The sequence below is a fragment of the Roseateles depolymerans genome (assembly GCF_003387155.1).
In the GTDB taxonomy this organism is placed as follows: domain Bacteria; phylum Pseudomonadota; class Gammaproteobacteria; order Burkholderiales; family Burkholderiaceae_C; genus Roseateles; species Roseateles depolymerans.
Genome location: NZ_QUMT01000002.1, coordinates 722,907 through 746,338, shown reverse-complemented (window position 1 = coordinate 746,338; position 23,432 = coordinate 722,907). Strand labels below are relative to the sequence as shown.

General features: G+C 66.6%; 17 protein-coding genes. 9 read left to right on the top strand and 8 right to left on the bottom strand.

The features are described from left to right. Positions 1-61: 61 nt before the first annotated feature. The gene (gene ligD, locus DES44_RS11270) at positions 62-2,953 is read right to left on the bottom strand and encodes a DNA ligase D (RefSeq protein WP_058935023.1); all 2,892 of its coding nucleotides are present in this window, start codon (positions 2,951-2,953) and stop codon (positions 62-64) included. 64 nt (positions 2,954-3,017) lie between these two features. Then, the gene (ku, locus tag DES44_RS11265) at positions 3,018-3,974 is read right to left on the bottom strand and encodes a non-homologous end joining protein Ku (protein WP_083525557.1); all 957 of its coding nucleotides are present in this window, start codon (positions 3,972-3,974) and stop codon (positions 3,018-3,020) included. 393 nt (positions 3,975-4,367) lie between these two features. On the opposite strand from ku, the gene DES44_RS11260 reads away from it, so the two are divergent. From DES44_RS11260 to DES44_RS11245, 3 genes are all read left to right on the top strand, one after another. Further along, the gene (locus tag DES44_RS11260; RefSeq protein WP_083525556.1) at positions 4,368-5,213 is read left to right on the top strand and encodes a pectate lyase; all 846 of its coding nucleotides are present in this window, start codon (positions 4,368-4,370) and stop codon (positions 5,211-5,213) included. Then, positions 5,210-6,229 carry a hypothetical protein gene (locus DES44_RS11255; RefSeq protein WP_058935021.1) on the top strand — a complete coding sequence of 340 codons (1,020 nt, stop codon included), beginning with the start codon at positions 5,210-5,212 and terminating at the stop codon, positions 6,227-6,229. The genes DES44_RS11260 and DES44_RS11255 overlap by 4 nt, the downstream gene beginning before the upstream one ends. Positions 6,230-6,806: 577 nt before the next feature. Next, on the top strand, positions 6,807-7,229 hold the full coding sequence (locus DES44_RS11245; protein WP_147307055.1) for a DUF7684 family protein: 423 nt from the start codon (positions 6,807-6,809) through the stop codon (positions 7,227-7,229). A 36-nt stretch (positions 7,230-7,265) separates the two neighbouring features. On the opposite strand, the gene DES44_RS11240 is transcribed toward DES44_RS11245, so the two are convergent. After that, a complete protein-coding gene (locus DES44_RS11240) occupies positions 7,266-8,267 on the bottom strand; it encodes an NADP-dependent oxidoreductase (RefSeq protein ID WP_058935018.1) in 1,002 nt (333 codons plus the stop codon). Between the two features lie 113 nt (positions 8,268-8,380). Continuing rightward, positions 8,381-9,181 carry an SDR family NAD(P)-dependent oxidoreductase gene (locus DES44_RS11235; RefSeq protein ID WP_058935017.1) on the bottom strand — a complete coding sequence of 267 codons (801 nt, stop codon included), beginning with the start codon at positions 9,179-9,181 and terminating at the stop codon, positions 8,381-8,383. 129 nt (positions 9,182-9,310) lie between these two features. Between DES44_RS11235 and DES44_RS11230 the strand changes: the two genes are divergently transcribed. After that, positions 9,311-10,000 carry a TetR/AcrR family transcriptional regulator gene (locus tag DES44_RS11230; RefSeq protein ID WP_058935016.1) on the top strand — a complete coding sequence of 230 codons (690 nt, stop codon included), beginning with the start codon at positions 9,311-9,313 and terminating at the stop codon, positions 9,998-10,000. Positions 10,001-10,086: 86 nt separating this feature from the next. On the opposite strand, the gene DES44_RS11225 is transcribed toward DES44_RS11230, so the two are convergent. From DES44_RS11225 to smc, 3 genes are all read right to left on the bottom strand, one after another. Beyond that, positions 10,087-10,482 (bottom strand): hypothetical protein, encoded by a 396-nt coding sequence (locus DES44_RS11225; protein WP_058935015.1) that lies wholly within the window; start codon positions 10,480-10,482, stop codon positions 10,087-10,089. Positions 10,483-10,661: 179 nt separating this feature from the next. Then, complete coding sequence (locus DES44_RS11220) at positions 10,662-11,747, bottom strand: hypothetical protein (RefSeq protein WP_058935014.1); 1,086 nt, start codon at positions 11,745-11,747, stop codon at positions 10,662-10,664. Between the two features lie 93 nt (positions 11,748-11,840). Then, a complete protein-coding gene (gene smc / locus DES44_RS11215; protein ID WP_058935013.1) occupies positions 11,841-15,353 on the bottom strand; it encodes a chromosome segregation protein SMC in 3,513 nt (1,170 codons plus the stop codon). A gap of 298 nt (positions 15,354-15,651) precedes the next feature. Between smc and queF the strand changes: the two genes are divergently transcribed. Both queF and DES44_RS11205 read left to right on the top strand, forming a co-directional pair. Beyond that, positions 15,652-16,083, top strand: coding sequence for a preQ(1) synthase (queF, locus tag DES44_RS11210; RefSeq protein WP_058937390.1), 432 nt, complete (start codon positions 15,652-15,654; stop codon positions 16,081-16,083). 10 nt (positions 16,084-16,093) lie between these two features. Beyond that, positions 16,094-16,519, top strand: a complete 426-nt coding sequence (locus DES44_RS11205) for an SET domain-containing protein (RefSeq protein WP_198164948.1) — start codon at positions 16,094-16,096, stop codon at positions 16,517-16,519. Positions 16,520-16,589: 70 nt separating this feature from the next. Here DES44_RS11205 and DES44_RS11200 read toward each other — a convergent pair whose 3' ends face one another. Further along, positions 16,590-19,586, bottom strand: a complete 2,997-nt coding sequence (locus DES44_RS11200; protein ID WP_147307054.1) for an ImpA family metalloprotease — start codon at positions 19,584-19,586, stop codon at positions 16,590-16,592. Between the two features lie 238 nt (positions 19,587-19,824). Here DES44_RS11200 and dapC point away from each other — a divergent pair, with 238 nt between their 5' ends. From dapC to DES44_RS11185, 3 genes are all read left to right on the top strand, one after another. Further along, positions 19,825-21,054 (top strand): succinyldiaminopimelate transaminase, encoded by a 1,230-nt coding sequence (gene dapC, locus DES44_RS11195; protein WP_058935011.1) that lies wholly within the window; start codon positions 19,825-19,827, stop codon positions 21,052-21,054. A 117-nt stretch (positions 21,055-21,171) separates the two neighbouring features. Beyond that, the gene (dapD, locus tag DES44_RS11190) at positions 21,172-21,993 is read left to right on the top strand and encodes a 2,3,4,5-tetrahydropyridine-2,6-dicarboxylate N-succinyltransferase (RefSeq protein ID WP_058935010.1); all 822 of its coding nucleotides are present in this window, start codon (positions 21,172-21,174) and stop codon (positions 21,991-21,993) included. Between the two features lie 162 nt (positions 21,994-22,155). Continuing rightward, entirely contained in the window at positions 22,156-23,316 is a 1,161-nt protein-coding gene (locus DES44_RS11185; RefSeq protein ID WP_058935009.1) for a PilT/PilU family type 4a pilus ATPase, read from the top strand. Positions 23,317-23,432: the final 116 nt, after the last annotated feature.

The window sequence follows — 23,432 nt, the reverse complement described above, 5'->3', positions numbered from 1 at the left end:
GCCACCTGGCATGGCGCCAAGGCGGCGTGGCCCGTGCATTCAGGTTTGCACCAAGCGGCGGTCAGTCCTCTGCTTGCAGCATTCGCAGACCCGCTGTGAGGGTCTGCCGGCAGGTCCAGTAGTCGGCCCAGGGGTCGCGCTTGACGAAACTCAGGTGGTCCCGGGCGTCCCGCAGCGTCCAGTGGTCGCCCCCCTTGAGGTCGGGCAACTGGTCCCAATCCACCGGCATCGACACGCCCATGCCCGGACGCGCCCGCACCGAGAATGCCGCCGCCGTGGTCTGCCCTTCCCCATTGCGCAGGTAGTCCACGAAGATCTTGCCCACCCGGTTGCGCGGACCGCTCTTGGCCGAGAAGCGCTTGGGCAGCGTGGCCGCCAGGTGGTCCACCACCGCGTGACTGAAGGCCTTGCAGGCGTCGTGATCGGCCCGGCGGGTCAGCGGCACCACCACATGCAGGCCCTTGCCGCCACTGGTCTTGAGCCAGGCCTTGAGCTGCAGCTCCTCCAGCAGTGCGCGGACCAACTGGGCGCCTTCGCGCACCTGCGCAAAGCTGACGCCTTCGCCGGGGTCCAGGTCAAAGACGATGCGGTCGGGTTTGTCGAGCTTGTCGGCGCGGCTGTTCCAGGTGTGGAACTCCACGGTGTTGAGCTGCGTGAACTCGAGCACCTGCGCCATGTTGCGCACCACGATCAGGTCGTCGCCTTCCACATGCTTCTGGAAGAACAGCTGTCCGCCCACGCCGTCGGGCGCACGGACCAGCGCCAGCGGACGCTGGTCCAGGTGGGGCAGCAGCCATTCGGACACGCTTTCGTAATAGCGCACCAGCTGGATCTTGGTGGCGCCGGAGGCTTCGTCGATCACGCGGTCCGGGTGGGTGATGCGCAGTTGGCTGTTGGCGGGGGATGAGGATGTGCGGCTCGATGTGCCTGCGGTCTTGCTGGCGCGTGCGCTGGATCGGGACTCGCCCGCGGCACTGGCTGCGGTCTGGGTGGACACCTTGCCTGAGCGCTTGGCTGGTGACTGGGACGCAGTCTTGGAGGCAGGTTGAGCTGAGGTTTTGGAGCTCTTGGCCGAAGTTTTCGAGCCGGCGCGTCGGCCCCCGCTTCCAACATCCTCCGGGCTTTTCGCTGCTTCCATTCCAATCTCCTCGGCGGGTTTGTCCTCCCGCACCCCTTGAAACGCTGCATGCCGGATGTGGCCGTCCGGGGTCCATTCGGCAAACGCCACCTCCACCACCATGTCCGGACGCACCCAGTGCTCGTCCCCACCCGGTCGGCGGGCCCAATGGCTGCGCTGGATGTCTTCGGCGGTAAACAGGGGCTTGTCGATGGCAAGAGTCTCTAGCTGTGCCCGCAAGGCCGCGCCCTGCGCCAGCGACCATCCCGTCCCCACCCGACCGGCGTAACGCCAGCCAGAGGCGCCTTTGGACGCACGCCCGGAAGCCTGGTCGTCCCGCACGGCCAGCAGCAGGCTGCCCAGCCCCTTGGGGGCGTCGCTTCGCGGCGTGAAGCCGACCACCACGAACTCCTGCCGGAGCTGGCACTTGAGCTTCACCCAGGTGTCGCTTCGGGTGCTGACGTACGGTGCGTCCGGCCGCTTCAGGATCAGCCCTTCCAGCCGCATCTGGCACGCGGCGGCCAGCATCTCGTTGGGCGGCGCTTCCAGCGCTTCGCTGAAACGCAGGTGATCGTCCGGCTGGTCGGCCAGCAGGGTCTGCAGCACGCGGCGGCGCTCGCGCAGTGGCACCTCACGCAGGTCATGACCCTGGAGGTAGGGCACGTCGAACAGGAAATACACGATGTCCGCCTCGCCCGGCGCAGCGACTCCGCTGGAACCGTTGGTACCGTTAGCGGCGTTGGCAGCCTTGGTACCGTGGGCAGCGTTGGTACGCTTGGCACCGCTGGATGCACCGGATCTGGCGGATCCGCCTCTGGCCGGCCGGCCCGATCGGCCGATGGCGTTTTGCAGCAGATTGAATACCGGAGCCCCTTCCGGCCCCAGCACCACCACCTCGCCGTCCAGCCAGGCGGAGTCCAGGTTCAGGTCGGCCAGCGCCTTCGCCAGGGTTGGCATGCGGTCGGTCCAGTCGTGGCCGCCCCGGGTGATCAGTTGGACCCGGCCCTTGGTAATGCGGGTCATCAGGCGGTAGCCGTCGAGCTTCGCCTCGCTGATCCATTCGCCGGGCGGCGTGCTGGACACCAGCGTGGCCAGTTGGGGCGACATCTCGGCGGGTTGCCGGGCCTTGCGAGCGCGGGAGAGGTCCGGTTCGGAAGTGTCCGCAGCCGCTGCATCAGCGCTTGGGACGGAGGCTTCATCGGATGACGAAGCCTGGGCGCTGCCCGCCGCCGACTCCCGATCCTCCACCCGCCCCAGCGGCTTGGCCACCACGCTGTCCGGCAGTTCCATCGTCACGTCGTAGTCGTCGTGCGGGCGCTCCCAGGCGTCGTGCTTCTTGATGAGCAGCCATTGCTCCCGCTTGGCGTCCCCCTTGGAGGTGCGCACCAGTTGCCAGAGCCCCGCCAGCTTCTGGCCATGCAGCCGGAAAACGAACTTCCCGTCGCGCAGCCCCGCCTTGGGGTCGCCGACCGGCTCCCAGGTGCCGTTGTCCCAGATGATCACCTCGCCGGCGCCGTACTGCTTGGGCGGGATGGTGCCCTCGAAGCTGCCGTAGTCCACCGGGTGGTCTTCCACCTGCACGGCCATGCGCCGCTGGCGGGGGTCCAGCGACGGCCCCTTGGGGACCGCCCAACTCAGCAGCACCCCGTCCAGCTCCAGCCGGAAGTCGTAATGCAGATGGCTGGCCCAGTGCTTCTGGATGACGAAACTCAGCGCCTCCTTAGCGCGACGACGGACCACACGGCCTTTGGGCTCGGACGTGCCGCCCGCGAAGTTGCGTTTGGCGATGTAGCGGCTCAGGGGCGCTTCGGCCCCGGTCTGGGCGCGGGAAGGCATGGCGAGTTCCGTGGTGGCAGAGCAATCGACCAGCAAATGGCGCGCCCGCGCTTAGCCGGCGGGATCACGCCCGTTTGGCCGGCTTCCTCCCTCCACCGAGGCTGCGCTTGAGCAAATCGGTCAGGTCCACCACATTCCCCTCGGCTTGCGCCGGCGCCTCCTCCAGCGGCTCCACCGACTGCGCCTCCCCCGCCTTGACCTTGTGCTCGATCAGTTTGCGGATGGCGACAGTGAACTCGTCCTGGTAGTCCTGCGGGCGCCAATCCGCGGTCATCTCCTCGATCAACTGCCGGGCCATCTTCAACTCGGCCGGTTTGATGCCGTTGGCGCTGACGCCTTCGTCCGGGAGGTCCAGGTCTTGCGCGGGACGGATCTCGTTGGCCCAGCGCATCAGCCCGATCATCAGCGCCGGCCCGGCCGGCAGCAGCGCGGCCAGATGCTCCTTGCTGTGGATGACCAGCCGCGCCACGGCGATCAGCCCTGCCTGCGCCATCGCCTCCCGCAGCAGCGCATACACCTTGGCCGTCTTGCCCACCGGCGCCAGGTAGTAGGGCCGCTCCAGGTAGACGAAGGAAATCTGCTCGGCCGGGACGAAGGTCTCGATGTTGATCGTCTGGGTGGTGGCGGGATAGGCCTGGCGGATCTCGTCTTCGCTCAGCACCACGTAGTCGCCGTTCTCCTGCTTGACGCCCTTGACGATCTGCTCCTTGTCGATCTCACGCCCGGTGCGCTTGTTGATGCGCTTGTAGCCCACCGGGTCGAGGGTGCGTTTGTCCAGCCAGTCGAAGTCCACCTCCTCGTCCCGGGTGGCGGGGTACAGGGCCACCGGCACGTGGACCAGTCCGAAGCTGATGGCGCCTTTCCAGATCGCGCGGCGTGGGGCGGGTGCGGCGTCGGGCTGGGACGTCGCCTTGGATTGGGTGCGGGATTGGGATTTGGCCCGGGTCTTGGGTCTGGTCTGCGGCCGGGTCGGCGACTTGGCGGCGGATTTGTCCGCGGATTTGGCTCGAGAAGTGGGCATGGAAGGCAGGCTCCGTCAGACGGGGTGCGCGAGGCACGGCGCACCCACGCGGCAAATCCCGCACCACCCCACCCCCTGCAAACTCTTACAGTGGCCCCACGGTACCGGTGTCAACACAATGGCCAGGCCCGAGGAGACAACGCCGGACTCAACCGGCGGACCAGGACCACCAGGGCACACGGACCGCCATCCTGGTCCGTGCGAACCCTGGATCCTCAGACTTTCCCTGCTCGTCCCCCTGCGCGGGACGAAGCAGCGGCCACCTCTTCCATCGATCGGACAGACGGGTCCTGACGGCCCGCCGCGATTGCCGGATGCGAGCCCCGCCTCGGCGGACTCCGTCCAGCCCGCCTCCCCGGGTGAACCTTTCATCCATCTCTGCAAGGGACTGTCATGAACCGATTGATTGAACGTGTGTCGTTCGGCGTGCTGCTGCATGCCGTGTTGGCCCTGGTGGCGCTTTTCCTGGCCGCACAGGCCCAGGCCGCTCCGGGCGTGAGAACCGTGCCCAGTTGTACCAAGGTCAACGTCAGCGCCACCATCGAGGTGCCGGCGGGCACCACCTGGGACGGGACCGTTGTCTATGGGAAATGGGTCTGCCTGGTGGGCACCGCTTCCAACATGAAGGGCACCCAGAGCGAAAGCCAGATTCCGATGTTCAAGCTGAACAATGGGGCCACGGTGAAAAACGTGGTGATTGGGGACGGGTCGCTGGGCAGCGGCACCAACCTGGCCGCCGGCGGCGCTGATGGCGTGCACTGCTATGGCCAGTGCAACATCACCAATGTCTACTGGGCTGACGTGGGCGAGGACGCGGCCACCGCGATCAAGCTCAGCGGCGTCACCAGCAAGCTGACCATCTCCGGCGGCGCCGCGTTCAAGGCCGCTGACAAGGTGTTCCAGCACAACGGCGACGGCACGGTGGTCATCTCTGACTTCTACGTGGACAACGTCGGCAAGCTCTACCGCTCCTGCGGCAACTGCTCCACGCAGTACGCCCGCAAGGTGACGGTGTCCGGCGTGCGGATGGGCACCGTGAGTGCCGGTGGCGTAGGGGTGAACAGCAGCTACGACAGCAAGTCCGGCATCGCCGGGCAGTACGACGTGGCCACCATCTCCGACCTGGTCTATTCCGGCTCCAAGCCCAAGTGCATCACCTATGTGGGCACCGGCAAGGGCAGTGAGCCCGGCAAGGACACGAACAGCAGCAACATTGCGCGGTCCTGCATCCTGAAATGAAACCGCAGAGGAGCTACTTCCTCCCTGCCGGGGCCGATCCGGAACCGCCGCGCCGTGGTCGGTTCCAGTGGGGCCTCGGCCTGGCCGCGGCCGTGGTGATCGGGGGGTGGGTGAGTAGCGGGATCTTGGGAAGCCCGGACGAGGACGCGCCCTCCTCCGGCGTCCTGATGGCCGGGGATGCCTACCAGGACCCGTGGCGGCAGTTGGCGTCCGCCACCGCACGGGCGGATGACAGCGCGACTGTGGCGGGCAGTTTGGGCTGCGGGGTTGCGTTGGCGGATTGCCAGGGGCTGCTGCTGTCGATGATGGCCAAAGATCCAGTGACAGCCTGGCGACTGGCCTTGCGGTGGGCGTCACAACGTCCGGACTGGGCACAGGCGCTGGTGGATCCCCTGCTGGAGCCGCTGTGGCAGCGGCGGATATTCGACGAGATGTTGGTGGCGCTGGATCAGGCAGCGGGATTGGAGGACGCGCTGCGCAGCGGCTGGACGGAGGCGACGCTGGCCCGCTGGGCGGAGACGGCACCGACACAGGCCGCTGCGTGGGCTGCCGGGCGGGCCGGGCGCATTGCTGGAGTGACGGGCACCAGCGGTGCCGACCTTCTGGCCGTGGTCAATGACCGCTGGGCGCATCAGGATGCACGCTCCGCCACTGTGTTTGCCAGCACCCTGCCCCCTGCGATTGGGAGGCCGCTGATGACGGAGGCGCTCAATCGCTGGCTGGCGATGGATGGGCTCGCGGCTCGGGCGTGGATACGCGCGCAAGGCGTCAACCCGGCGCTGGATGCGTCCATCGTGCAGCATGCGACTGCGGATGAACTGGCCCGGCAGTCGCCTCAGGATGCCGTGGATCTGGTGCGGCGCATTGCGGATCCGTCCGTGCGTCAGCAGGCGCAGTGGGGGTTGGCCAGGACGTTCCGGGATATTGATCCGGCGCGGGAGGATTGGCAGGTTCAGGCGTTGGCGGGGGGGCAGCCGTTGCCGGTGGAGGAGAGGCAGTCGCCTGGGCTTGACTGAGGGGGAGCTGATGCGCAGACCTTGGATAACGGTTGCGCGCGAAGGCAGGGCGAAGTGGCAGTGTCCAGCCAAGGTTGGCAGCGGGTGAGGGTCGGCTCTGCAGCGAAGCGGACCTCGCTCGGCTACAGTTCCTGCGCATCCACTACACCACGCAAGAATCAGAGAGTTGAAGCGAATGTACCCAGTTCCGTCTTTAGCGCGGCAGCTCGAAACCGAGTGGGCGTCCGAGCTCGCGGCGCATTTCGGACGGTCTGTTGACGATGTTCTGCAACAGGTTCGGCCGTGGTTTGGGTTCCCGGGAGGTCAACTACGAATCGAGCTGATGGACGGCTCTGTGATGCAGTTTGAGTCGGCATTTCATATCGCCAGCGAACCAAAGCGCGCTATCGCAGTATTCACGGAGCATTGCGGGCATCATGTCTTCCCGTATCACGACGCAAAGGTCTACCGCGATGGAAGGTTGGTCTATGCACAGGCAGCATGACTGAGCAGGAACTGGTGCGGGAACCTTGGACAACACCAGCCGAGGCGTGGCGAAGCCGGTCTCAAGCAACCGCCTTCAGATAAGCTCTCCGCCATGAATGCCCCATTGCGCTACCTTCACCTCCCTCCGGAAGCGCCACTGCCCCCGCATCCTTTCAGCCAGCCCTTCCGTGCGGTTGTCGCTGCGGAAGTGATGGTCAGCCCCGACTGGATGTCAGCCGTCAGTGAATGGCTTGTCGACGGCGGCTGCCTTTTCGCCATGGCCTGGGGTCTCCAGGGTACTTATTGGGATACGGCGATTGACGAAGCCAACCTGGAGAAGTACGAGTTCGGCAAGATTCCTGAAAACAGGTTCGTCATGACCAGTTGGCACGACGACGAGTCCCTGGGAGAGGTCTTCTGGTTCTGCAAAAACCTCGCGCACCATCCCTCTGTGGACTTGCGAGCCACGCTCATCCTGCACATCTCGCCTGTCCCTGATGAGCCCGCCTACCGGCAAAGCTACGACGCTGCCTGACCGTCCCACCAACGAAGCCGACCCGCGCAATGCGCGTCACTTCACCTTGATAACCACCTTCCCCTTGGCTCGTCCGGACTCCACGTACGACAGGGCCTCATTCGTCGATGAAAACGGGAATGTCCGGTCGATCACCGGGCGAATCGCCCCCCGTTCAATGAGCCGGGTGATCTCGCGCAACTGAGCCCCGTTCGCCCTCATGAACAGGAACGAGTAACGCACCTCCCGGCGCCTGGATTTGCGCCGGATGCCCATGCTCAGCAGGCGCATCACAAAGCGGAGGAAGCCGGGATACGAGTGTTCGGCAGCAAAGTCCGGGTCTGGCGGGCCCGAGATCGAAATCAGCCTCCCGCCCTGCTTGAGCACGTTTAGCGACTTCGCAAGCGTCTTGCCATCCTGGCTGTTGAGCACGACGTCGTAGTCGCGCAGGACCTCTTCGAAGTCCTGCGTCCTGTAGTCGACCACAACGTCGGCACCCAGCCCTTTGACCAGCGCCGTGTTACCCGCGCTCGTGGTCGTGGCCACCGTGGCCCCCAGGTGCTTGGCCAACTGAATGGCGAAGGTGCCGACGCCCCCCGAACCCGCCTGAATGAAGACCTTCTGCCCACGCTGCAGTCCAGCCCTTTCGACCAGGGTCTGCCATGCCGTCAGACCCACCAGCGGGATGGAAGCGGCCTCTTCCATGGTGAGGTTCTTCGGCTTGGGCGCCAACGAAGCCTCCTGGACAGGCACGAACTCAGCAAAAGTCCCGATCCGGAAGTCGTCCACCCGCGCATAGACCTCGTCCCCCACCTTGAACTGCCGCGCGCCCGGACCGACCTTCACGACGACGCCGGCCACGTCGTGGCCCAGGGCCGTGGGCAGGCGGTAAGGCAGGATCAGCTTGAATTCACCGTCTCTGATCTTGGCGTCGATCAGGTTGACGCCAGCAGCATGCACCTCGACCAGAACTTCGCCCTCGCGGAGTTCCGGCAGCGGGACATCCGCGCCCCGCAGCGGGCGCTTCTTGCCATAGCGTTCCAGGAGAAATGCTTTCATGGTGTGCCTTGCAGTGCGCCGGACGCCGCCGGCGTCAACGGCTTGCGTTGCAACGTTCGGGCTCATAAGAGGAGCTGGCATGGCGAGCGTTCCTAGGGCGGTATCGAGGGCGTTCAGGCCTTGGCTTGGTAGCGCTCAGCGGCATGGGCCTGGCGGATGTCGGAGAGCAGCCCCTGCCGCGCACCGTCCAGGGCATCCCAGCGGGCCGCCACATGCAGCGGCGGAATGGTGACCGGCTCGCGGCGGTCGTAACCGATCAAGGCCGCATCGACCAGTTCTTCGACATCCATGACCTCGGGCAGGCTGTTGACGTCCATGCCGGCACGCTCCCAGATCTCCGTGCGGGTGGCTGCCGGCAGCACGGCTTGCACGTAGATGCCCTTGGGTGAGAGTTCGAGCTGCAGGCCTTGCGACAGGAACAACACAAACGCCTTGGTCGCGCCATAGACCGTCATGCCGAGTTCAGGCGCCAGGCCCACCACAGAGCCGATGTTCACGATGGAGCCTGCGCCGGCCTCCACCAGACGCGGCGCGATGGCGGCCGCCAGGCGCGTCACGGCTGTGGTGTTGAGATCGATCAGCGTGTCGATCGCTTGGGCGCCTTGCTGGACGAAAGCACCGGTCTGCGCCATGCCTGCGTTGTTGATCAGGACGCCAATGCGTGCGTCCGAACGCAGCCGCGCCTCGACCGCTTCCAGGTCGGCCGGCTGCGTCAGGTCGGCCTGCAACACATCGATCTTCACACCGTGCGTTTCGCTCAGGCGAGCAGCAAGGGCATCCAGGCGCGACTTGTCACGGGCGACCAGGACGAGGTCATGACCGCGCCGGGCGAAGCGTTCCGCATAGACGGCGCCGATGCCGCTGGAGGCGCCGGTGATGAGGACAGCAGGACGGAGAGTGGGCTGGGTGGACATGGAGGATGACCTTCAAAAGGGTTGGAGTGCCCCAATGATGATGTACGTAATCTTTAAAGTCAAGGATTTGATGATGACCAACATCAATATAGAATTCCCCCAAGGCGAAACAACTCGGAGCACAACAGGATGAAGGTCACGAAAGCTCAGGCGCAGGCCAACCGCGCCCGCGTGGTCGAGACGGCTTCCCAGCTGTTTCGAGAACGTGGTTATGACGGTGTGGGTGTGGCCGACCTGATGGCGGCGGCCGGGTTCACGCACGGCGGCTTCTACAAGCAGTTCGGTTCCAAGACCGATCTGATTGCGGAATCGACGGCGTGCGGCATTGCGCAGACGGTCGCGATGACCGAGGGAGGACTGGATGCCGCCTCCTTCGTCGCGCAGTACCTGTCGCGGGAGCACCGGGACGGCCGTGCCACCGGGTGCACGATGGCCGCCCTTGCCGGCGATGCGGCGCGTCAGCCTGACACGGTGAAGGCTGCTTTTGCGGCGGGCATTGAGTCCCTGATCGCGGCATTCAGCGCCAACAGGGAATCAGCGCTCCGCGCGGAGGGATCCGAAGGATCAGCGGGCTCGGACGGACGCGACCAGCCGGACGCTGACGAAACCCGGAACAAGATCTTGAACACGCTCTCGCAAGCCGTTGGGGCGCTGGTGCTGTCTCGTGCCTGCCCGGATGACTCCCCGCTCGCGGATGAGTTTCTCAACGCGGGCCGCGCCGCCCTCTTGCAGTCGCTCAGCACCGACGCATCGCGGGGCCGGCCGCATCTGCCTGCTGAACCCGGCAGCGTTGCGCCCACGCCAGGGAAGGCTCCGTAAACGGGACCGGATCCCTTCTCGTTCCTCGAGGAAAATACTGTGCGACTCCCGGTGGTCTCAACGTCGTAGCCAGCTTTCAAACGGTTCTACACACCGAAGGCTGCTGCGATGCCCAGCGCGCCCAGCGCGACGACGAAGCAAGCAAGGAGCCAACGCATGCTGGTGCGCACGCCGAAGATGCTTTTGTTTGCCACCTCCAACAATCGCTCCCGCAGCAGCCGCGCCCGTATTGCCCTCGGTGCGGCGACAAGTGCGAAAGCGATCAGGAGGCATGCGGCAAGTACGGCCGTTGCGAAAACAAGCATGCCTCCCACTGCGAGGCTGAACGCGACGGGCGATTCCGCATACGTGTAGATCACTGACCTTGCCTTACCGACCGTCACGTAACCCTGAGCCAATGAAGTCCCGGCAAGGAAAAAGAAACAGGCCGACACGGCTGCGGCCAGCAGTCCAAGAGCGGCGATTTTGAGAGTCTCTTTCACTTCGGATACTTGTCAACGAAGCTGAGCCACGAGCGGGGACGTCACGACCAACCCAATGGCGAAAAGCAAGGAAAGCCGCACCTTCTTCGAGAGAGAGGCCGCTTCCGTGATAAGGGTTGGCTCTTGCAGCCCCTTGAAGCTTGATGTTGAGCCGTCATCAGCGACTGGTGGCCCTAGCCTCAACTAAAGAGCCGCCTCGCCACCGGCGACCCCGCCGCCAGGTCCCGCGCGGCCAGCGCCTTGTACAGCGTCGCCAGTTCCTGCCCAATGGCCTGGAACGCATGCAGGTTCAGCACCTGCCCGCGGTCGTCACAGATGTCCGCCTCGAAGTCCCTGGCCAGTTGGCGCGCCGATTCCTGCCACACCGCAAACGGCTCCTGCGCCTCCGGCGTCTGCAGCACATCCAGCGCCAGCGTCAGCTCCCGCAGGGACGACGCCTGCGGGTCGTCCGCCAGCGCCGCCTGGGCATCGAACTGCAGCGCCAGCACGGGCGGCGCGCCCTCCTCCGGCGCCGGCAGCACCAGCCGGCCCGGCATCGAGCCCGGCACAAACCCATGACGCAGCGCGCCCTGCTGCACGAACCCCAGCGTCCAGGCCGCGCCCTTGGCCTTCAGCCGGATGGCCAGTTGCGCATCGTGGCTGGCGGCGAACTGATCCAGCTCACGGGCGCGGGCCACCACATCCAACATGTCCGGGAACTCGACCATGGCGCCCAGGCCATCGGCAAAGCCCTGCACCTTCTGGATGAACTCCGAATATTCAATCTCGTTGAGCGCCCCGCTGCGGTTGGCCATCTGCAGCCCCGCCTGGAACTCCGAATAACGCTGGCCGGGTTGCGGCAGCTCCCAGTCACCGGTGGCCGCATTCAAGCCTTCGATCTGGAACGGCTTGGTCCCCGCACGCCGGCTGCCCGGCAGGTGGGACAACGCCATCTCCCCGCTCACCGGGGCTTCCGGCGTGACCGTGGCCAGCGCATCGATCAGCGCATCGATGCGGGTGGAGGTCTTGCGGGTGCGCGCCACGGCGGGCACGGTTTCATCCAGGGTCCGCAGGTCGGGCAGCGGGTCCGCGGGCGTGCCGTCGGCCGCCGCTGCGCCGGCAGCGCCGCCCAGGCTGGGCTCGTGCCGGTCCACCGGCGCCCCCTTGGGCGCAGCCCGCTTAGGGCCGGCGCGCCGGGCGCTCCACCAACCTTGGGCGAGGACACCCGCCAGCACCACGCCGCCCAGGGCGGCCAGCATGGCGGTAAGGCTCCAGTCGGTCGTCATGACGTCATTGTCTCCGTCTCCCGGAGGGCGGGCCGGCGATCCCTCGCCCTGTCGCTGTGCCTCATCACCCGGGACATCTTGTTCATGGGAGGGTCACTGCTCCGCCATGGCCAGGGCAGACTCCATGTCCACCGCCACGATGCGAGACACCCCTTGTTCCTGCATCGTCACCCCGATCAGCTGCTTGGCCATTTCCATCGCAATCTTGTTGTGGGAGATGAAGAGGAACTGCGTCACCTTGCTCATTTCCGACACCAGCCGCGCATAACGCTCAGTGTTGGCATCGTCCAGCGGCGCGTCCACCTCGTCCAGCAGGCAGAACGGCGCCGGATTCAGCTGGAAGATGGCAAACACCAGCGCAATCGCCGTCAGCGCCTTCTCGCCGCCGGACAGCAGATGGATGGTGCTGTTTTTCTTGCCCGGGGGCTGGGCCATCACCTGCACGCCAGCGTCCAGGATCTCGTCGCCGGTCATCACCAGCTTGGCCTGGCCGCCGCCGAACAGGCTGGGGAACATCCGCCCGAAATGCTCATTGACCTGCTGGAAGGTCGTGCCCAGCAGGTCGCGGGTTTCCAGGTCGATCTTGTGGATGGCGTCTTCCAGCGTCGTGATGGCGTTGGTCAGGTCGGCGTATTGAGAGTCCAGGAAGGTCTTGCGCTCGCGCGCAGCGCCCAGCTCGTCCAGGGCCGCCAGGTTGACCGCGCCCAGCGCGGCGATCTCGCGGTTGATGCGGTCGATCTCGCCCTGCAGGCCGTAGAGCTTCACGCCCCCGTCCTCGATCGTCTTGGCCAGCGCTTCCAGGTCCACATTGGCCGCCACCAGCTGTTCCATGAACTGCTGGCCGCCCAATGCCGCTGCCTGCTCATCCAGTTGCAGCCGGGTGATGCGCTCGCGCATCGGCTCCAGCGCCCGTTCGATGCCCAGGCGCTGCTCTTCGCCGCGCTTCAAACGCAGGCTCAGGTCGTCATACGCCGCGCGCACCGTGGCCAGCGCCGCTTCGCGCTCCATCTTGAGCGCCAGCGCTTCCTGCAGACCGGCCTGGGCGGCGGCGTCGTCGAGTTCCTCGCGTTCGCGGCCCATGTTCTGGATGGTCTGCTCGTTGACCTGCACCTGCTGGCGCGAGGTCTCGATGCTGCGCTGCAGCTCCCCGCGCTTGGCCGCCAGCGCCCGGGCGCTGAACACCGCTTCCTGCGCGCGGCGCTCCAGCACCCGCTGCTGTTCACGCGCTTCGGTCAGCTTGCGCTCGGCCTGGATGACGGCTTCGTCCAGCTCGGCATGGCGCTCCTGGGTGGTGGCCAGTTGCAGGTCCAGCTCCTCGAAGCGGGCCTCGCCTTCCATGCGCCGCTCCATCAGGCCTTCCTGCTGGGCGTCGATGTCCGCCAGTTCTTCGTCGAGCTGGCTGCGGCGGGACAGGGCCGCTTCGGTCTGCTGCGTCAGGCGCAGCAGTTCCACCTGCAGTTGATGGGCACGGGCCTGGGTCTCGCTGGCCTCGCGGCGCAGCACCGACAGGCGCTGGGCGGCATCGGTATAGGCCGCTTCGGCACGGATGGCCTGGGCCCGCGCTTCGTCGCTGATCAGGGTCTGGGCCCGCTGTTCCAGCGCCAGTTGCTCGATCTCCTGGGCGCGGGCCAGCAGGCCGGCGGTTTCGCTGTCGGCCGCATAGAAGCTGACCGCGAACTGGCTGACCGCATGGCCTTCGCGGGTCATGATGACCTCGCCGTGGCTGAGCTTGGGACGGTCCGCCAGCGCCTGGGCGATGGATTCGGCGGTGTAGATGCCTTCCAGCCAGTCGTTCATCAGCGCCCGCAGGCCCGGCGACTCCAGCTTGAGCAGGTCGGTCAGCGGCGACAGGGCGCGGTGGGTGTTGCTGATCTCGCCCTGCGGCGCGGCATAGAAGGCCAGGCGGGCGGGTGGCGGGTCCTGCACGAAGGCCTGCACCGTCTCCAGACGGCCCACGGACAAGGCGCCCATGCGCTCGCGCAGCGCGGCCTCCAGGGCGTTTTCCCACCCCTGGGTGATGTGCAGCTGGGTCCACAGTCCCTGCAGGTCCTGCAGGCCGTGCCGGGCCAGCCACGGCTTGAGCTTGCCTTCGGTCTGGACCTTCTCCTGCAGCGCCCGCAAGGCGGCCAGGCGGGCGGCGATGTCGGTCAGCCGTGCGGCCTGCGTCTGGGCTTCCTGCTGGGCAGCCTGGCGGTGCTCGTCAGCCTGCGGCACGGCTTCGGCCAGCTCGGACAGACGAGCGTCGGCCACGGCCTGCTGTTCATCGGCAGCGGCACTCAGTCGGCGCACCTCCTCCAGCTTGTCCTGCTGCGGCGCGGCCAGGCCCTGGCGCTCCTGGGCCAGACGGTCGCGACGGGCCCGCAGGCCACGCAGTTGCTCGTCCACGCTGCGGCTTTCCGCCGCCAGCACCTGGATCTGCTGCTGCACCTGGGCCACCTGGCTGCGCTGCTCGTTGGCGCGGGCCTGGGCGGCGCGCACCTGGTCCTCGACCTCGGGCAGCTTCATCGCCTGGTCTTCGGCCTGGGCAGCGAGGATCTCGCTCTGCTCTTCCGCCTGGGCGATCTGGCCAGCCACCTCGTCCAGTTCCAACTGAGCCTGTTCGGCGCGTTCCTGCCACTGCTGGTTCTGGGTCTGCAGTTCCACCAGCCGCTGCTCCAGCCGCTGGCGGCCTTCCACCACATAGCGGATGCGCTCTTCCAGACGGCTCACTTCCAGCTGCGCCTCGGCCATACGGCCCTGGGCGGCATGCAGGTCGTCACCAGCGGCATAGTGGGCCTGGCGGATGGTTTCCAGCTCGGCTTCCAGATGGCGCAGCTCGGCCATGCGGGCTTCCAGCGCATTGACCGCCTCGGCATGCTCGGTCTTGACGCGGGTGGCTTCGCCGGAGGCGTCCCGGTGTTTCAGGAACCACAGCTGGTGCAGCTTCAGCGTGCCCTGGTCCTGGAGCGATCGGTAGCTGGCGGCGATCTCGGCCTGGCGCTCGAGTTTTTCGAGGTTGCTGTTGAGCTCGCGGAGGATGTCCTCCACCCGGGTCATGTTCTCGCGGGTGTCCTTGAGGCGGTTCTCCGTCTCGCGGCGGCGTTCCTTGTACTTGCTGACGCCAGCGGCTTCCTCCAGGAACATCCGCAGCTCTTCCGGCTTGGACTCGATGATCCGGCTGATGGTGCCCTGGCCGATGATGGCGTAGGCGCGCGGGCCCAGGCCCGTGCCCAGGAACACGTCCTGCACGTCACGGCGACGCACCGGCTGGTTGTTGATGAAGTAGCTGCTGGTGCCGTCCCGGGTCAGCACCCGCTTGACGGCAATCTCGGTGAACTGGTTCCACTGCCCGCCGGCGCGGGCGCTGGTGTTGTCGAACACCAGCTCGACGCTGGAGCGGCTGGCGGGCTTGCGGTTGCCCGAGCCGTTGAAGATGACGTCCTGCATGGATTCCCCACGCAGTTCGCTGGCCTTGCTTTCGCCCAGCACCCAGCGGACGGCGTCCATGATGTTGGACTTGCCGCAACCATTGGGCCCCACCACGCCCACCAGTTGCCCCGGCAACTGAAAGTTGGTCGGGTCGGCGAAGGACTTGAAGCCCGAGAGCTTGATCGAGTTCAGTCGCATCGGGATGGAAGATGCCTAAGCCTTTGATTTGATTGTGGAAACGCCCCTGTGCGGGGCGCTTGTTTCGCGCCGGATGATACCATCGCCCCCTGCACCTGCCGGCCACACCGTGAGCCGCTTTTTTCCCCCGTACAAGACCATGGCCAAGACCACTTCCGCCAAGACCTCCTCCGCTGCCGCCTCGACGGACAGCAAGCCTGCGCCGAAAGCCGAACGCAACGCAGCCCTGAAGCCGACCGCGAGCGAAGCCAAGGGTGCCAACAAGGGCAAGCCGGCTGCCCAGCCCAAGATGCGCGAGATGCCGCCCAACCCGCCCAGCGCCCCGAGCAAGGAGATCCACGTCTTCCCCAATCCGGCGCCCGAGCGGGACTATGTGATCCAGTTCCAGGTGCCCGAGTTCACCTGCCACTGCCCGCTGACCGGCCAGCCCGACTTCGCCCACTTCACGATCGACATGATCGCGGATGAGTACTGCGTCGAGCTCAAGAGCCTGAAGATGTATTTCTGGAGCTACCGCAACGAAGGCGCGTTCCACGAGAAGGTGACCAACACCATCCTGGACGACATCGTGAAGGTCACCAAGCCTCGCTACATCCGCATCACCGCCAAGTGGTATGTGCGGGGCGGCATCTACACGAACGTGGTGGCCGAGCACCGCAAGAAAGGCTGGAAGCCGCTGCCGGCCGTGGACATCCCGTCGCACAGCTTCGAGTCGGGGCTGCTGCGCTGATCTGCCCCTGATGGCCCTGCAATTTGACGCCCGCAACACCGACGTGGCCGTGACGCTGCGGCGCAGCCGCATCGACGGCTACGGTGTGTTTGCGCAGCAGGCGATTCATGCGGGCCAGCGGCTGGGGCAGCTCACCGGCGAGTCGATCACCGTGGCGGAAGCGCGGCGACGCGCCCAGGCCGGGGGGCGGCTGATGCTGGTGGAGTTGTCGCCAGCGCGCGCCATCGATGCCAGCCGGTCCCAGGACGCCCTGCGCTTCACCAATCACAGCTGCGCGCCCAATGCGCGCATCCAGGTGGAGGACGGTGAAGTGCAGTTCCTGGCGATCCGGGACATTGCCGACGGCGAGGAGCTCACTGTCGATTACGGCCTCACCCATCACGAGGGCCGGCTGGCTTGCCAGTGCGGCGCCCCGGGGTGCCGGCACTGGCTTTGAGTCGGCCTACGTACGGTCGGTACGCTGCGTACGGTCCTCAGGCTCCGCACGCTCCGTAGGCTCCGTACGCTCAGTACGGCCACGCCGGCTGACTGCTCTCCACATCCAGCCACTGCCCGGTGGCCAGCTGGTTGTGTTTCCCCGCCGGCAGCGCATAGAAGCTGCGTGAGGCCATCGGCAGATTGAGGTCAGCCACCGAGCCCAGCGCCGTGTCGCTCAGCGGGAGCCCATACATCCAGAACACCTTGCGCAGATCCTGCCCGATGATGCGGGAGCTCAGCACATACAGCAGGTCGTGGTTGGTGATGCTGTTGCTGGTGTAGCGCCCCATGCCGTAGCTGGCCGCCGAGGCCGCGCTGAAGGACTTGCTCACCAGCCGGTCTCCCTTGGTCAGCAGTGCGAAGAAGTCCATCGTGCTGTCCAGCGTCGGCTGGTTCAGGCCGCTGCGGGTCTTGCTGAAGAGGAAGGCCAGCTGGAAGTGCACCGACCGCATCACGTCCTGCGAGCTGTCGTTCCAGATGCGGCGGGTCTGGTCCGCCACCAGGGCATCACCGCTCAGGCCGCTGGCGCGGTTGGCCTTGATGGCGGCATACAGCCCCGCATGGTCCAGCGGATGGCCGCTGCTGATCTCCCGGCCCCACAGCGCATACGCCCGCAAGGCGGTGGCGCTGGCCAGGATGTTGTTGTCGCATTCGGTGCTGCAGCCGGTGGTGCCCTCCGGCACGATGCGCATCACCCGCTGCACCGTGTTGTGACCCAGCTCGTGCGCATAGCCCCAGCCCAGGCCGATGCCGGCATAACCGTCGATCGGATTGCCGGAACACAGGTAGCCGCAGGTGGCGATCCAGCCCACGAAATGCTGCACCGACGGTGTGTCGTGCACCGGGCCATTGCAGGTCCAGCCGAAGCTGCCGCACAGGCTCGCCACCTTGGCACTCAGGCCGGCATCGTTGTAGCCATTGGCCAGGTGGTTGCTCATGAAGAGCCCATCCCGGATGTGGATGTTGGCGTAGTCCGACGGAGCCAGCGTGCCGATGGTGCTCTTGGCATAGGCCATGATCTGCTGCACCTCCCCGCCCACCACCTTGGTGGTCTGCCAGCCGTAGGTGCCGGCATTGAGCGCGGCGACGGCGTCGGCGACATCGGCGTCGCTCATCGCGGTGGTGTAGTCGAAATGGGCATACCGCGTGACGCCCTTGATGCGCAGCGTGACCACGGTGTTCGGCGTGGCGCCGCTGTAGCTCAGCATCAACGGACCGCCGTTGGGCGACACGAAGGCCGTCACCCCGGTGGTGCTCAGCGGAATGTTGAAGGAGTGCGGACGCAGCGGCCGGGCATAGGTATCCGCTTCATCGGTCAGCGGATTGCCCCAGGTGCGCAGCAGGCTGGTCTGCAGACCCAGCGTCGCGCCCGCGGCATCCACCACTTCCACCTGCACGCCGCGCGCCGGCAAGGCGCCGCGGCCGATCAGCGTCGTGCCGCTGGCCTGCGGCAGGGTGATGCGCAACTCCTCGGCCGTGGTGCTGGGCGTCAGGGTCTGGGCACTGGCCGGCATGTAGTCGCCCTGCCCCGCCGTGGCGGCCTTGGTGTTGCTGCGGGCGAACCACTGGAAGGCATCCGCCGCGTAAGTGCGCAGGAAAGCGGCGGCATCGCTGCGGCTCACCTTGCCGTAGCTCAGGTCCGGACGCTGCTGATCGGCCCACAGCACCAACAGGCGGTGCAGCAGGAAACGCGCGTCGTCATTGAAGATCGGCTGGCCGGTGCTCTGCAGGTTGCCCAGCTCACCGAGGAAGTCCTTGAACGGCGTGAGCGCGGAGCTGTCTGCCTTGAGGTCCAGCGCGGGGGCACTGCTCTGCAGCAGCTTGAGCGAGGTGGGCAGTTCACTCAGCATCGTCTTGGCGGCCAGCACCTGCGCCGGGGTGCGACTGCCGGAGACCGACACGCCGGCGGCGGCGGCAAAGTAATTGCCGGGATATCCGCCCAGCTTCATGCCCAGTCCGGCCAGCACCTGAGAACCGCCGGCCGACTGGCCCCAGTTCGGATGCATGTAGACCACCGCCTTGCCGCCGGCCAGGTAGCTGCGGACCAGCGCGGTCAGTCCGGTGGAAGCAGGCACGCTGCCGCCCAGCACGATCAGGTCGGCGCTGCTCCAGCAGGTGTTGGCCGGATCGGCCACGGCGCAGTCAACGGCTTCACCGGTCACGCCGGCGCGGGTGAGGAAGTTCTTGACCGTGGTGGCGTTGTAGCCGGCGGTGGCGAACTTGAGGCTGGTCGGCAGCGCGGCACTGCCGCTGCCGGTCATCAGCCAGCGGAAGCTGCGCAGGAACAGCGGGTAGTGCTGCTGCTCCTTGGTGGTGGCGGACATCCACTGCAGCACGTCGGCGCCGTAGGCCAGCCCGCGACCCTTGCCGTCCACCACCACGGCAGCCAAGCCGTTGCCGTTGTCCGACCGGAGGGTGGACACCGCCGTGGTGGAACTCAGCGGCGTGATGCTGGCGCTGTTGGTGCCGAGGTTGAAGCTCAGGTCCAGGGGCGCGCTGCCGTCGCCATAGACGGCGGAGAGCACGGCCAGCTCGGACTGGCGACGGCTGGTTGCTTCGGCAATCGCCCGCTCCAGCAGCGTGGGCGCGTCGGCGCTGGTCAGGCCACTGGGGTCGCCCGCCGTGAGGGCGGCACTGATGCGTTGGTCGGCCGTCGGGCCGGCACTGCCGCTGGGGCCACCGCCGGCATCCGGGCCGGCGGTGTTCGAGGACCCATTGCCCGAGCCACCGCCGCAGGCGGCCAGGGTCAGGACCGTGGCGGCGAGGACGGCGCGGGGCATCATGCGCAGGAACGCGTCGGTGAGCGTGAGGCCCAGCGCATCGATCCAGCGGGTGACGGCGAAGTCACCGGGGACGCCCTTCAGCGGCGCCGGCGCCTGCAGTTCCGGCTTCGCCGTGTTCGCGGTGATGGTCGTGTTCGTTTCAGGCGCATCGGGCGTCTGCTGCGTCTGCTGCGTCTGCAACGTTTCGCTGGGGCGGTCGCTCCGGGAGCGCCCCTGGTCCGGCAAGTGTCTCTTCGGTGTCATGGCGGTCAGCCTGCGTCGCCAAAGGCGCGGGCCTGGATTTTTGGAATGCCTGCACTGTCCGGGATGGGCGTTTCATGGTCGTTTCATCGGCGTTTCATGGAGACGGACCACCCGCCCCGCGCCCAGCAACCCACGGTTGCCCAACCAAGTAAGCCAGACGGCCGCCGCACGCCCTCAAACCCGCTGCGCCGACCCGCCGCCCCACTATGATTCGCCGATCACTGACACCCCAGCAGCTATGTCGACCACCACCCCGGTCAACCCCCGCCTGGCGCTCCTGAACCCCTACCCGTTCGAACGCCTGCGCGCCCTGACGCAAGACATCGTCCCCAATCCGGACCTGGCCCACATCTCGCTGGGCCTGGGCGAACCTCGCCATCCCGCGCCCAAGCTGGTGGAAGAGGCCTTGATGGCCAATCTCAAGGGCCTGTCCAACTACCCGAGCACCCTGGGCACACCGGCCCTTCGCGAGGCCATCGCCGGCTGGATCCAGCGGCGCTACGACCTGACGGTGGACCCGGCCACGCAGATCCTGCCGGTCATCGGCTCGCGCGAGGCGCTGTTCTCGCTGGCCCAGGTGGTGATCGACCCCACCCGGCCCGGCGCCACCGTGGTCTGCCCGAATCCGTTCTATCAGATCTATGAAGGCGCGGCCCTGCTGGCCGGCGCCACGCCCGCATTCGCCAATTCCGATCCGGCACGCAATTTCGCGGCCGATTGGTCGCAGATCGACGAGGCGACCTGGGCCCGCACCCAGCTGCTCTACGTCTGCTCGCCGGGCAATCCCACCGGGGCGGTGATGCCGCTGTCGGAGTGGAAGACGCTGTTCGAGCTGAGCGACCGATTCGGCTTCGTCATCGCTTCCGACGAGTGTTATTCGGAGATCTACTTCCGCGAAGGGCCGGATGCGGCGCCCTTGTCCGGCCTTCAGGCCGCGGTGCAGCTGGGCCGCCCGGACTTCCGCAACCTGATCGCCTTGAGCAGCCTGTCCAAGCGCTCCAACGTGCCGGGCATGCGCTCCGGCTTCGTGGCCGGGGATGCGGCCTGGATCAAGCGTTTCCTGCTCTATCGCACCTACCATGGCAGCGCCATGAGCCCGATGGTCCAGGCGGCCAGCGTGGCGGCATGGAACGATGAGCAGCATGTGGTGGAGAACCGCGCCCAGTACCGGGCCAAGTTCGCCGCCGTGACGCCGCTGCTGGCGCAGGTGCTGGACGTGGCGCTGCCCGACGCCGGGTTCTACCTCTGGGCGGGCGTGCCCGATGGCGACGACATCGGCTTCGCCCAGGGACTGCTGGCTCAATACAATGTGGGCGTCCTGCCGGGCAGCCTGCTGGCCCGTGACGCGCATGGCATCAATCCGGGTGCCGGACGGGTGCGCCTGGCCTTGGTGGCCGAGCAGGCGGAATGCCTGGAAGCCGCGGAGCGGATCGTGGCCTACACCCGGGCGCGGTTCTCCAACGATTGACTGACTTCCCGCTGGCGCGGGGCACCCGGGGGCCGATGCAGGCCTTCAGCATGCCGAGCCTGAGACCGAACGCTCGTTGCCTTCGCCAGCCCCTCCACTTCTGACTGACGACACACCATGACGCAAGATCTGCAATCCATCATCGACCTGGCCTGGGAAGGCCGCGCCAACCTCAACCCCGCCAATGCGCCGGACGTGCGCCGCGCCGTGGACGAAGTGCTGGCGGGCCTGGACGCTGGCACGCTGCGCGTGGCCGAGCGCAAGAGCGTGGGCGACTGGACGGTGCACCAGTGGGTGAAGAAGGCGGTGCTGCTGTCCTTCCGCCTGAATGACAACCGCCAGATGGGCGCGGGCGACATGACCTTCTTCGACAAGGTGCCCACCAAGTTCGGCGGCATGAGCGACGAGCAGCTGCGTGCCACCGGCGTGCGCGTGGTGCCGCCGGCGGTGGCTCGCCGCGGCAGCTTCATGGCCCGCAACGTGGTGCTGATGCCGTCCTACGTGAACATCGGCGCCTATGTGGATGAAGGCACGATGGTGGACACCTGGGCCACCGTCGGCTCCTGCGCCCAGATCGGCAAGAACGTGCACCTGAGCGGCGGCGTGGGCATCGGCGGCGTGCTGGAGCCGCTGCAGGCCAACCCGACGATCATCGAGGACAACTGCTTCATCGGCGCCCGTTCCGAAATCGTCGAGGGCGTGATCGTGGAAGAGAACTCCGTCATCTCCATGGGCGTGTACATCGGCCAGAGCACCCCGATCTACGACCGCGAGACCGACACGGTCACCTATGGCCGCGTGCCGGCCGGCTCGGTCGTGATCAGCGGCTCGCTGCCCAAGAATGACGGCAAGTACAGCCTCTACGCCGCCATCATCGTCAAGAAGGTGGACGCCGGCACCCGCGCCAAGACCTCCATCAACGAGCTGCTCCGGGCTTGAGGCCCCGGCCAGGCCCGCGCCTGCTTGCGCACGTGTCCCCGCACGTGCCCCCGCGCTGGGCCCGGCCAAAAATTACCTCCTTTTTCAAATGGGGAGGCCAGCGGGCGGTGATACAAATTCGATAATGTCGGATTCAGGCCACTGGCCGCTGGGAAGGGACTCATGAGCACTGGGAATATGGAGCGGATCCTCCGCTTGATGGCCGAAAAGGGCGCGTCCGATACCTATCTGTCGGCCAACATGCCGGTGTTGATCAAGATCAACGGGCAGATGGTCCAGGTGTCCGACCAGTTGCTCACGCCCACCCAGCCCAAGCAGCTGATCGCCGAAGTCATCGACCCGCAGCACCTCGCGGAACTCGACCAGACTGGCGAGCTCAACCTGGCAGTCTCCATCCCCAAGGTCGGCAGCTTCCGGCTGTCGGGTTTTCGCCAGCGCGGCTCCATCGCCGCCGTTTTCCGGCACATCCCGCACGTCATCCCGTCCCTGGACAGCCTGGGCCTGCCCGGCATCCTGGGCAAGCTGGTGACCGAAAAGCGGGGCCTGATCCTGATGGTCGGCGCCACCGGCACCGGCAAGAGCACCACGCTGGCCTCCATGCTGGAGCATCGCAACCAGACGATGACCGGCCACATCCTCACCATCGAGGACCCCGTTGAATACCTGTTCGCCAACAAGCGCTCGCTGGTGAACCAGCGTGAGGTCGGCCGAGACACCGCCACGCTGCAGGTCGCCCTGAAAAACGCCCTGCGCCAGGCGCCGGACTGCATCCTGATCGGCGAAATCCGGGACCGCGACACCATGACCGCGGCCATCTCCTACGCCCTGTCCGGCCACCTGGTGCTGGCCACCCTGCACGGCAACAACAGCTATCACGCGCTCAACCGGATCATGTCGTTCTACACGCCGGAGTCCCGTCCGGCCATGCTGAACGACCTGGGCGCCGGCCTGAAAGCCGTGGTGTCCCAGCGTCTGCTGCGCTCCACCCAGGGCGGTCGGGTGCCTGCCATCGAAATCCTGCTCAATACCAAGCTGATTTCCGAGCTGATCGAGCAAGGTGACTTCGCCGGCGTGAAGGAAGCGATGGAAAAGTCCATCGCCGAAGGCTCCCAGAGCTTCGAGGAACACTTCGCCCAGCTCATCAACACCGGTGTCATCACCCGCGAGGAAGGCCTGGCCTTCGCCGACTCGCCGACCAACCTGCTCTGGCGTCTGCAGAACGACATGACCGGCGGCAAGCAGCAAGGCGGCAACAAGAAGGAAGAGCCCGCTGCGGATGAGGCCAGCTTCACGTCCATCACGCTGGATGTGCAGCCGGGTTGAGCCTGCCCGGGCGTAGGCTGGGCGACGATCACCGAAGCGACGGCAACCTGAAGGCCAGTGACCTGGGGAAGCGTGACCTGAGGGCCCGTGACGTGAGGGGGCGCGATCTCAGACCC

Coding starts and splice junctions, on each gene's coding strand:
- ligD (WP_058935023.1), bottom strand. CDS start 2,953: ATGCCTTCCCGCGCCCAGACCGGGGCCGAAGCGCCCCTGAGCCGCTAC.
- ku (WP_083525557.1), bottom strand. CDS start 3,974: ATGCCCACTTCTCGAGCCAAATCCGCGGACAAATCCGCCGCCAAGTCG.
- DES44_RS11260 (WP_083525556.1), top strand. CDS start 4,368: ATGAACCGATTGATTGAACGTGTGTCGTTCGGCGTGCTGCTGCATGCC.
- DES44_RS11255 (WP_058935021.1), top strand. CDS start 5,210: ATGAAACCGCAGAGGAGCTACTTCCTCCCTGCCGGGGCCGATCCGGAA.
- DES44_RS11245 (WP_147307055.1), top strand. CDS start 6,807: ATGAATGCCCCATTGCGCTACCTTCACCTCCCTCCGGAAGCGCCACTG.
- DES44_RS11240 (WP_058935018.1), bottom strand. CDS start 8,267: ATGAAAGCATTTCTCCTGGAACGCTATGGCAAGAAGCGCCCGCTGCGG.
- DES44_RS11235 (WP_058935017.1), bottom strand. CDS start 9,181: ATGTCCACCCAGCCCACTCTCCGTCCTGCTGTCCTCATCACCGGCGCC.
- DES44_RS11230 (WP_058935016.1), top strand. CDS start 9,311: ATGAAGGTCACGAAAGCTCAGGCGCAGGCCAACCGCGCCCGCGTGGTC.
- DES44_RS11220 (WP_058935014.1), bottom strand. CDS start 11,747: ATGACGACCGACTGGAGCCTTACCGCCATGCTGGCCGCCCTGGGCGGC.
- smc (WP_058935013.1), bottom strand. CDS start 15,353: ATGCGACTGAACTCGATCAAGCTCTCGGGCTTCAAGTCCTTCGCCGAC.
- queF (WP_058937390.1), top strand. CDS start 15,652: ATGCCGCCCAACCCGCCCAGCGCCCCGAGCAAGGAGATCCACGTCTTC.
- DES44_RS11205 (WP_198164948.1), top strand. CDS start 16,094: ATGGCCCTGCAATTTGACGCCCGCAACACCGACGTGGCCGTGACGCTG.
- DES44_RS11200 (WP_147307054.1), bottom strand. CDS start 19,586: ATGACACCGAAGAGACACTTGCCGGACCAGGGGCGCTCCCGGAGCGAC.
- dapC (WP_058935011.1), top strand. CDS start 19,825: ATGTCGACCACCACCCCGGTCAACCCCCGCCTGGCGCTCCTGAACCCC.
- dapD (WP_058935010.1), top strand. CDS start 21,172: ATGACGCAAGATCTGCAATCCATCATCGACCTGGCCTGGGAAGGCCGC.
- DES44_RS11185 (WP_058935009.1), top strand. CDS start 22,156: ATGAGCACTGGGAATATGGAGCGGATCCTCCGCTTGATGGCCGAAAAG.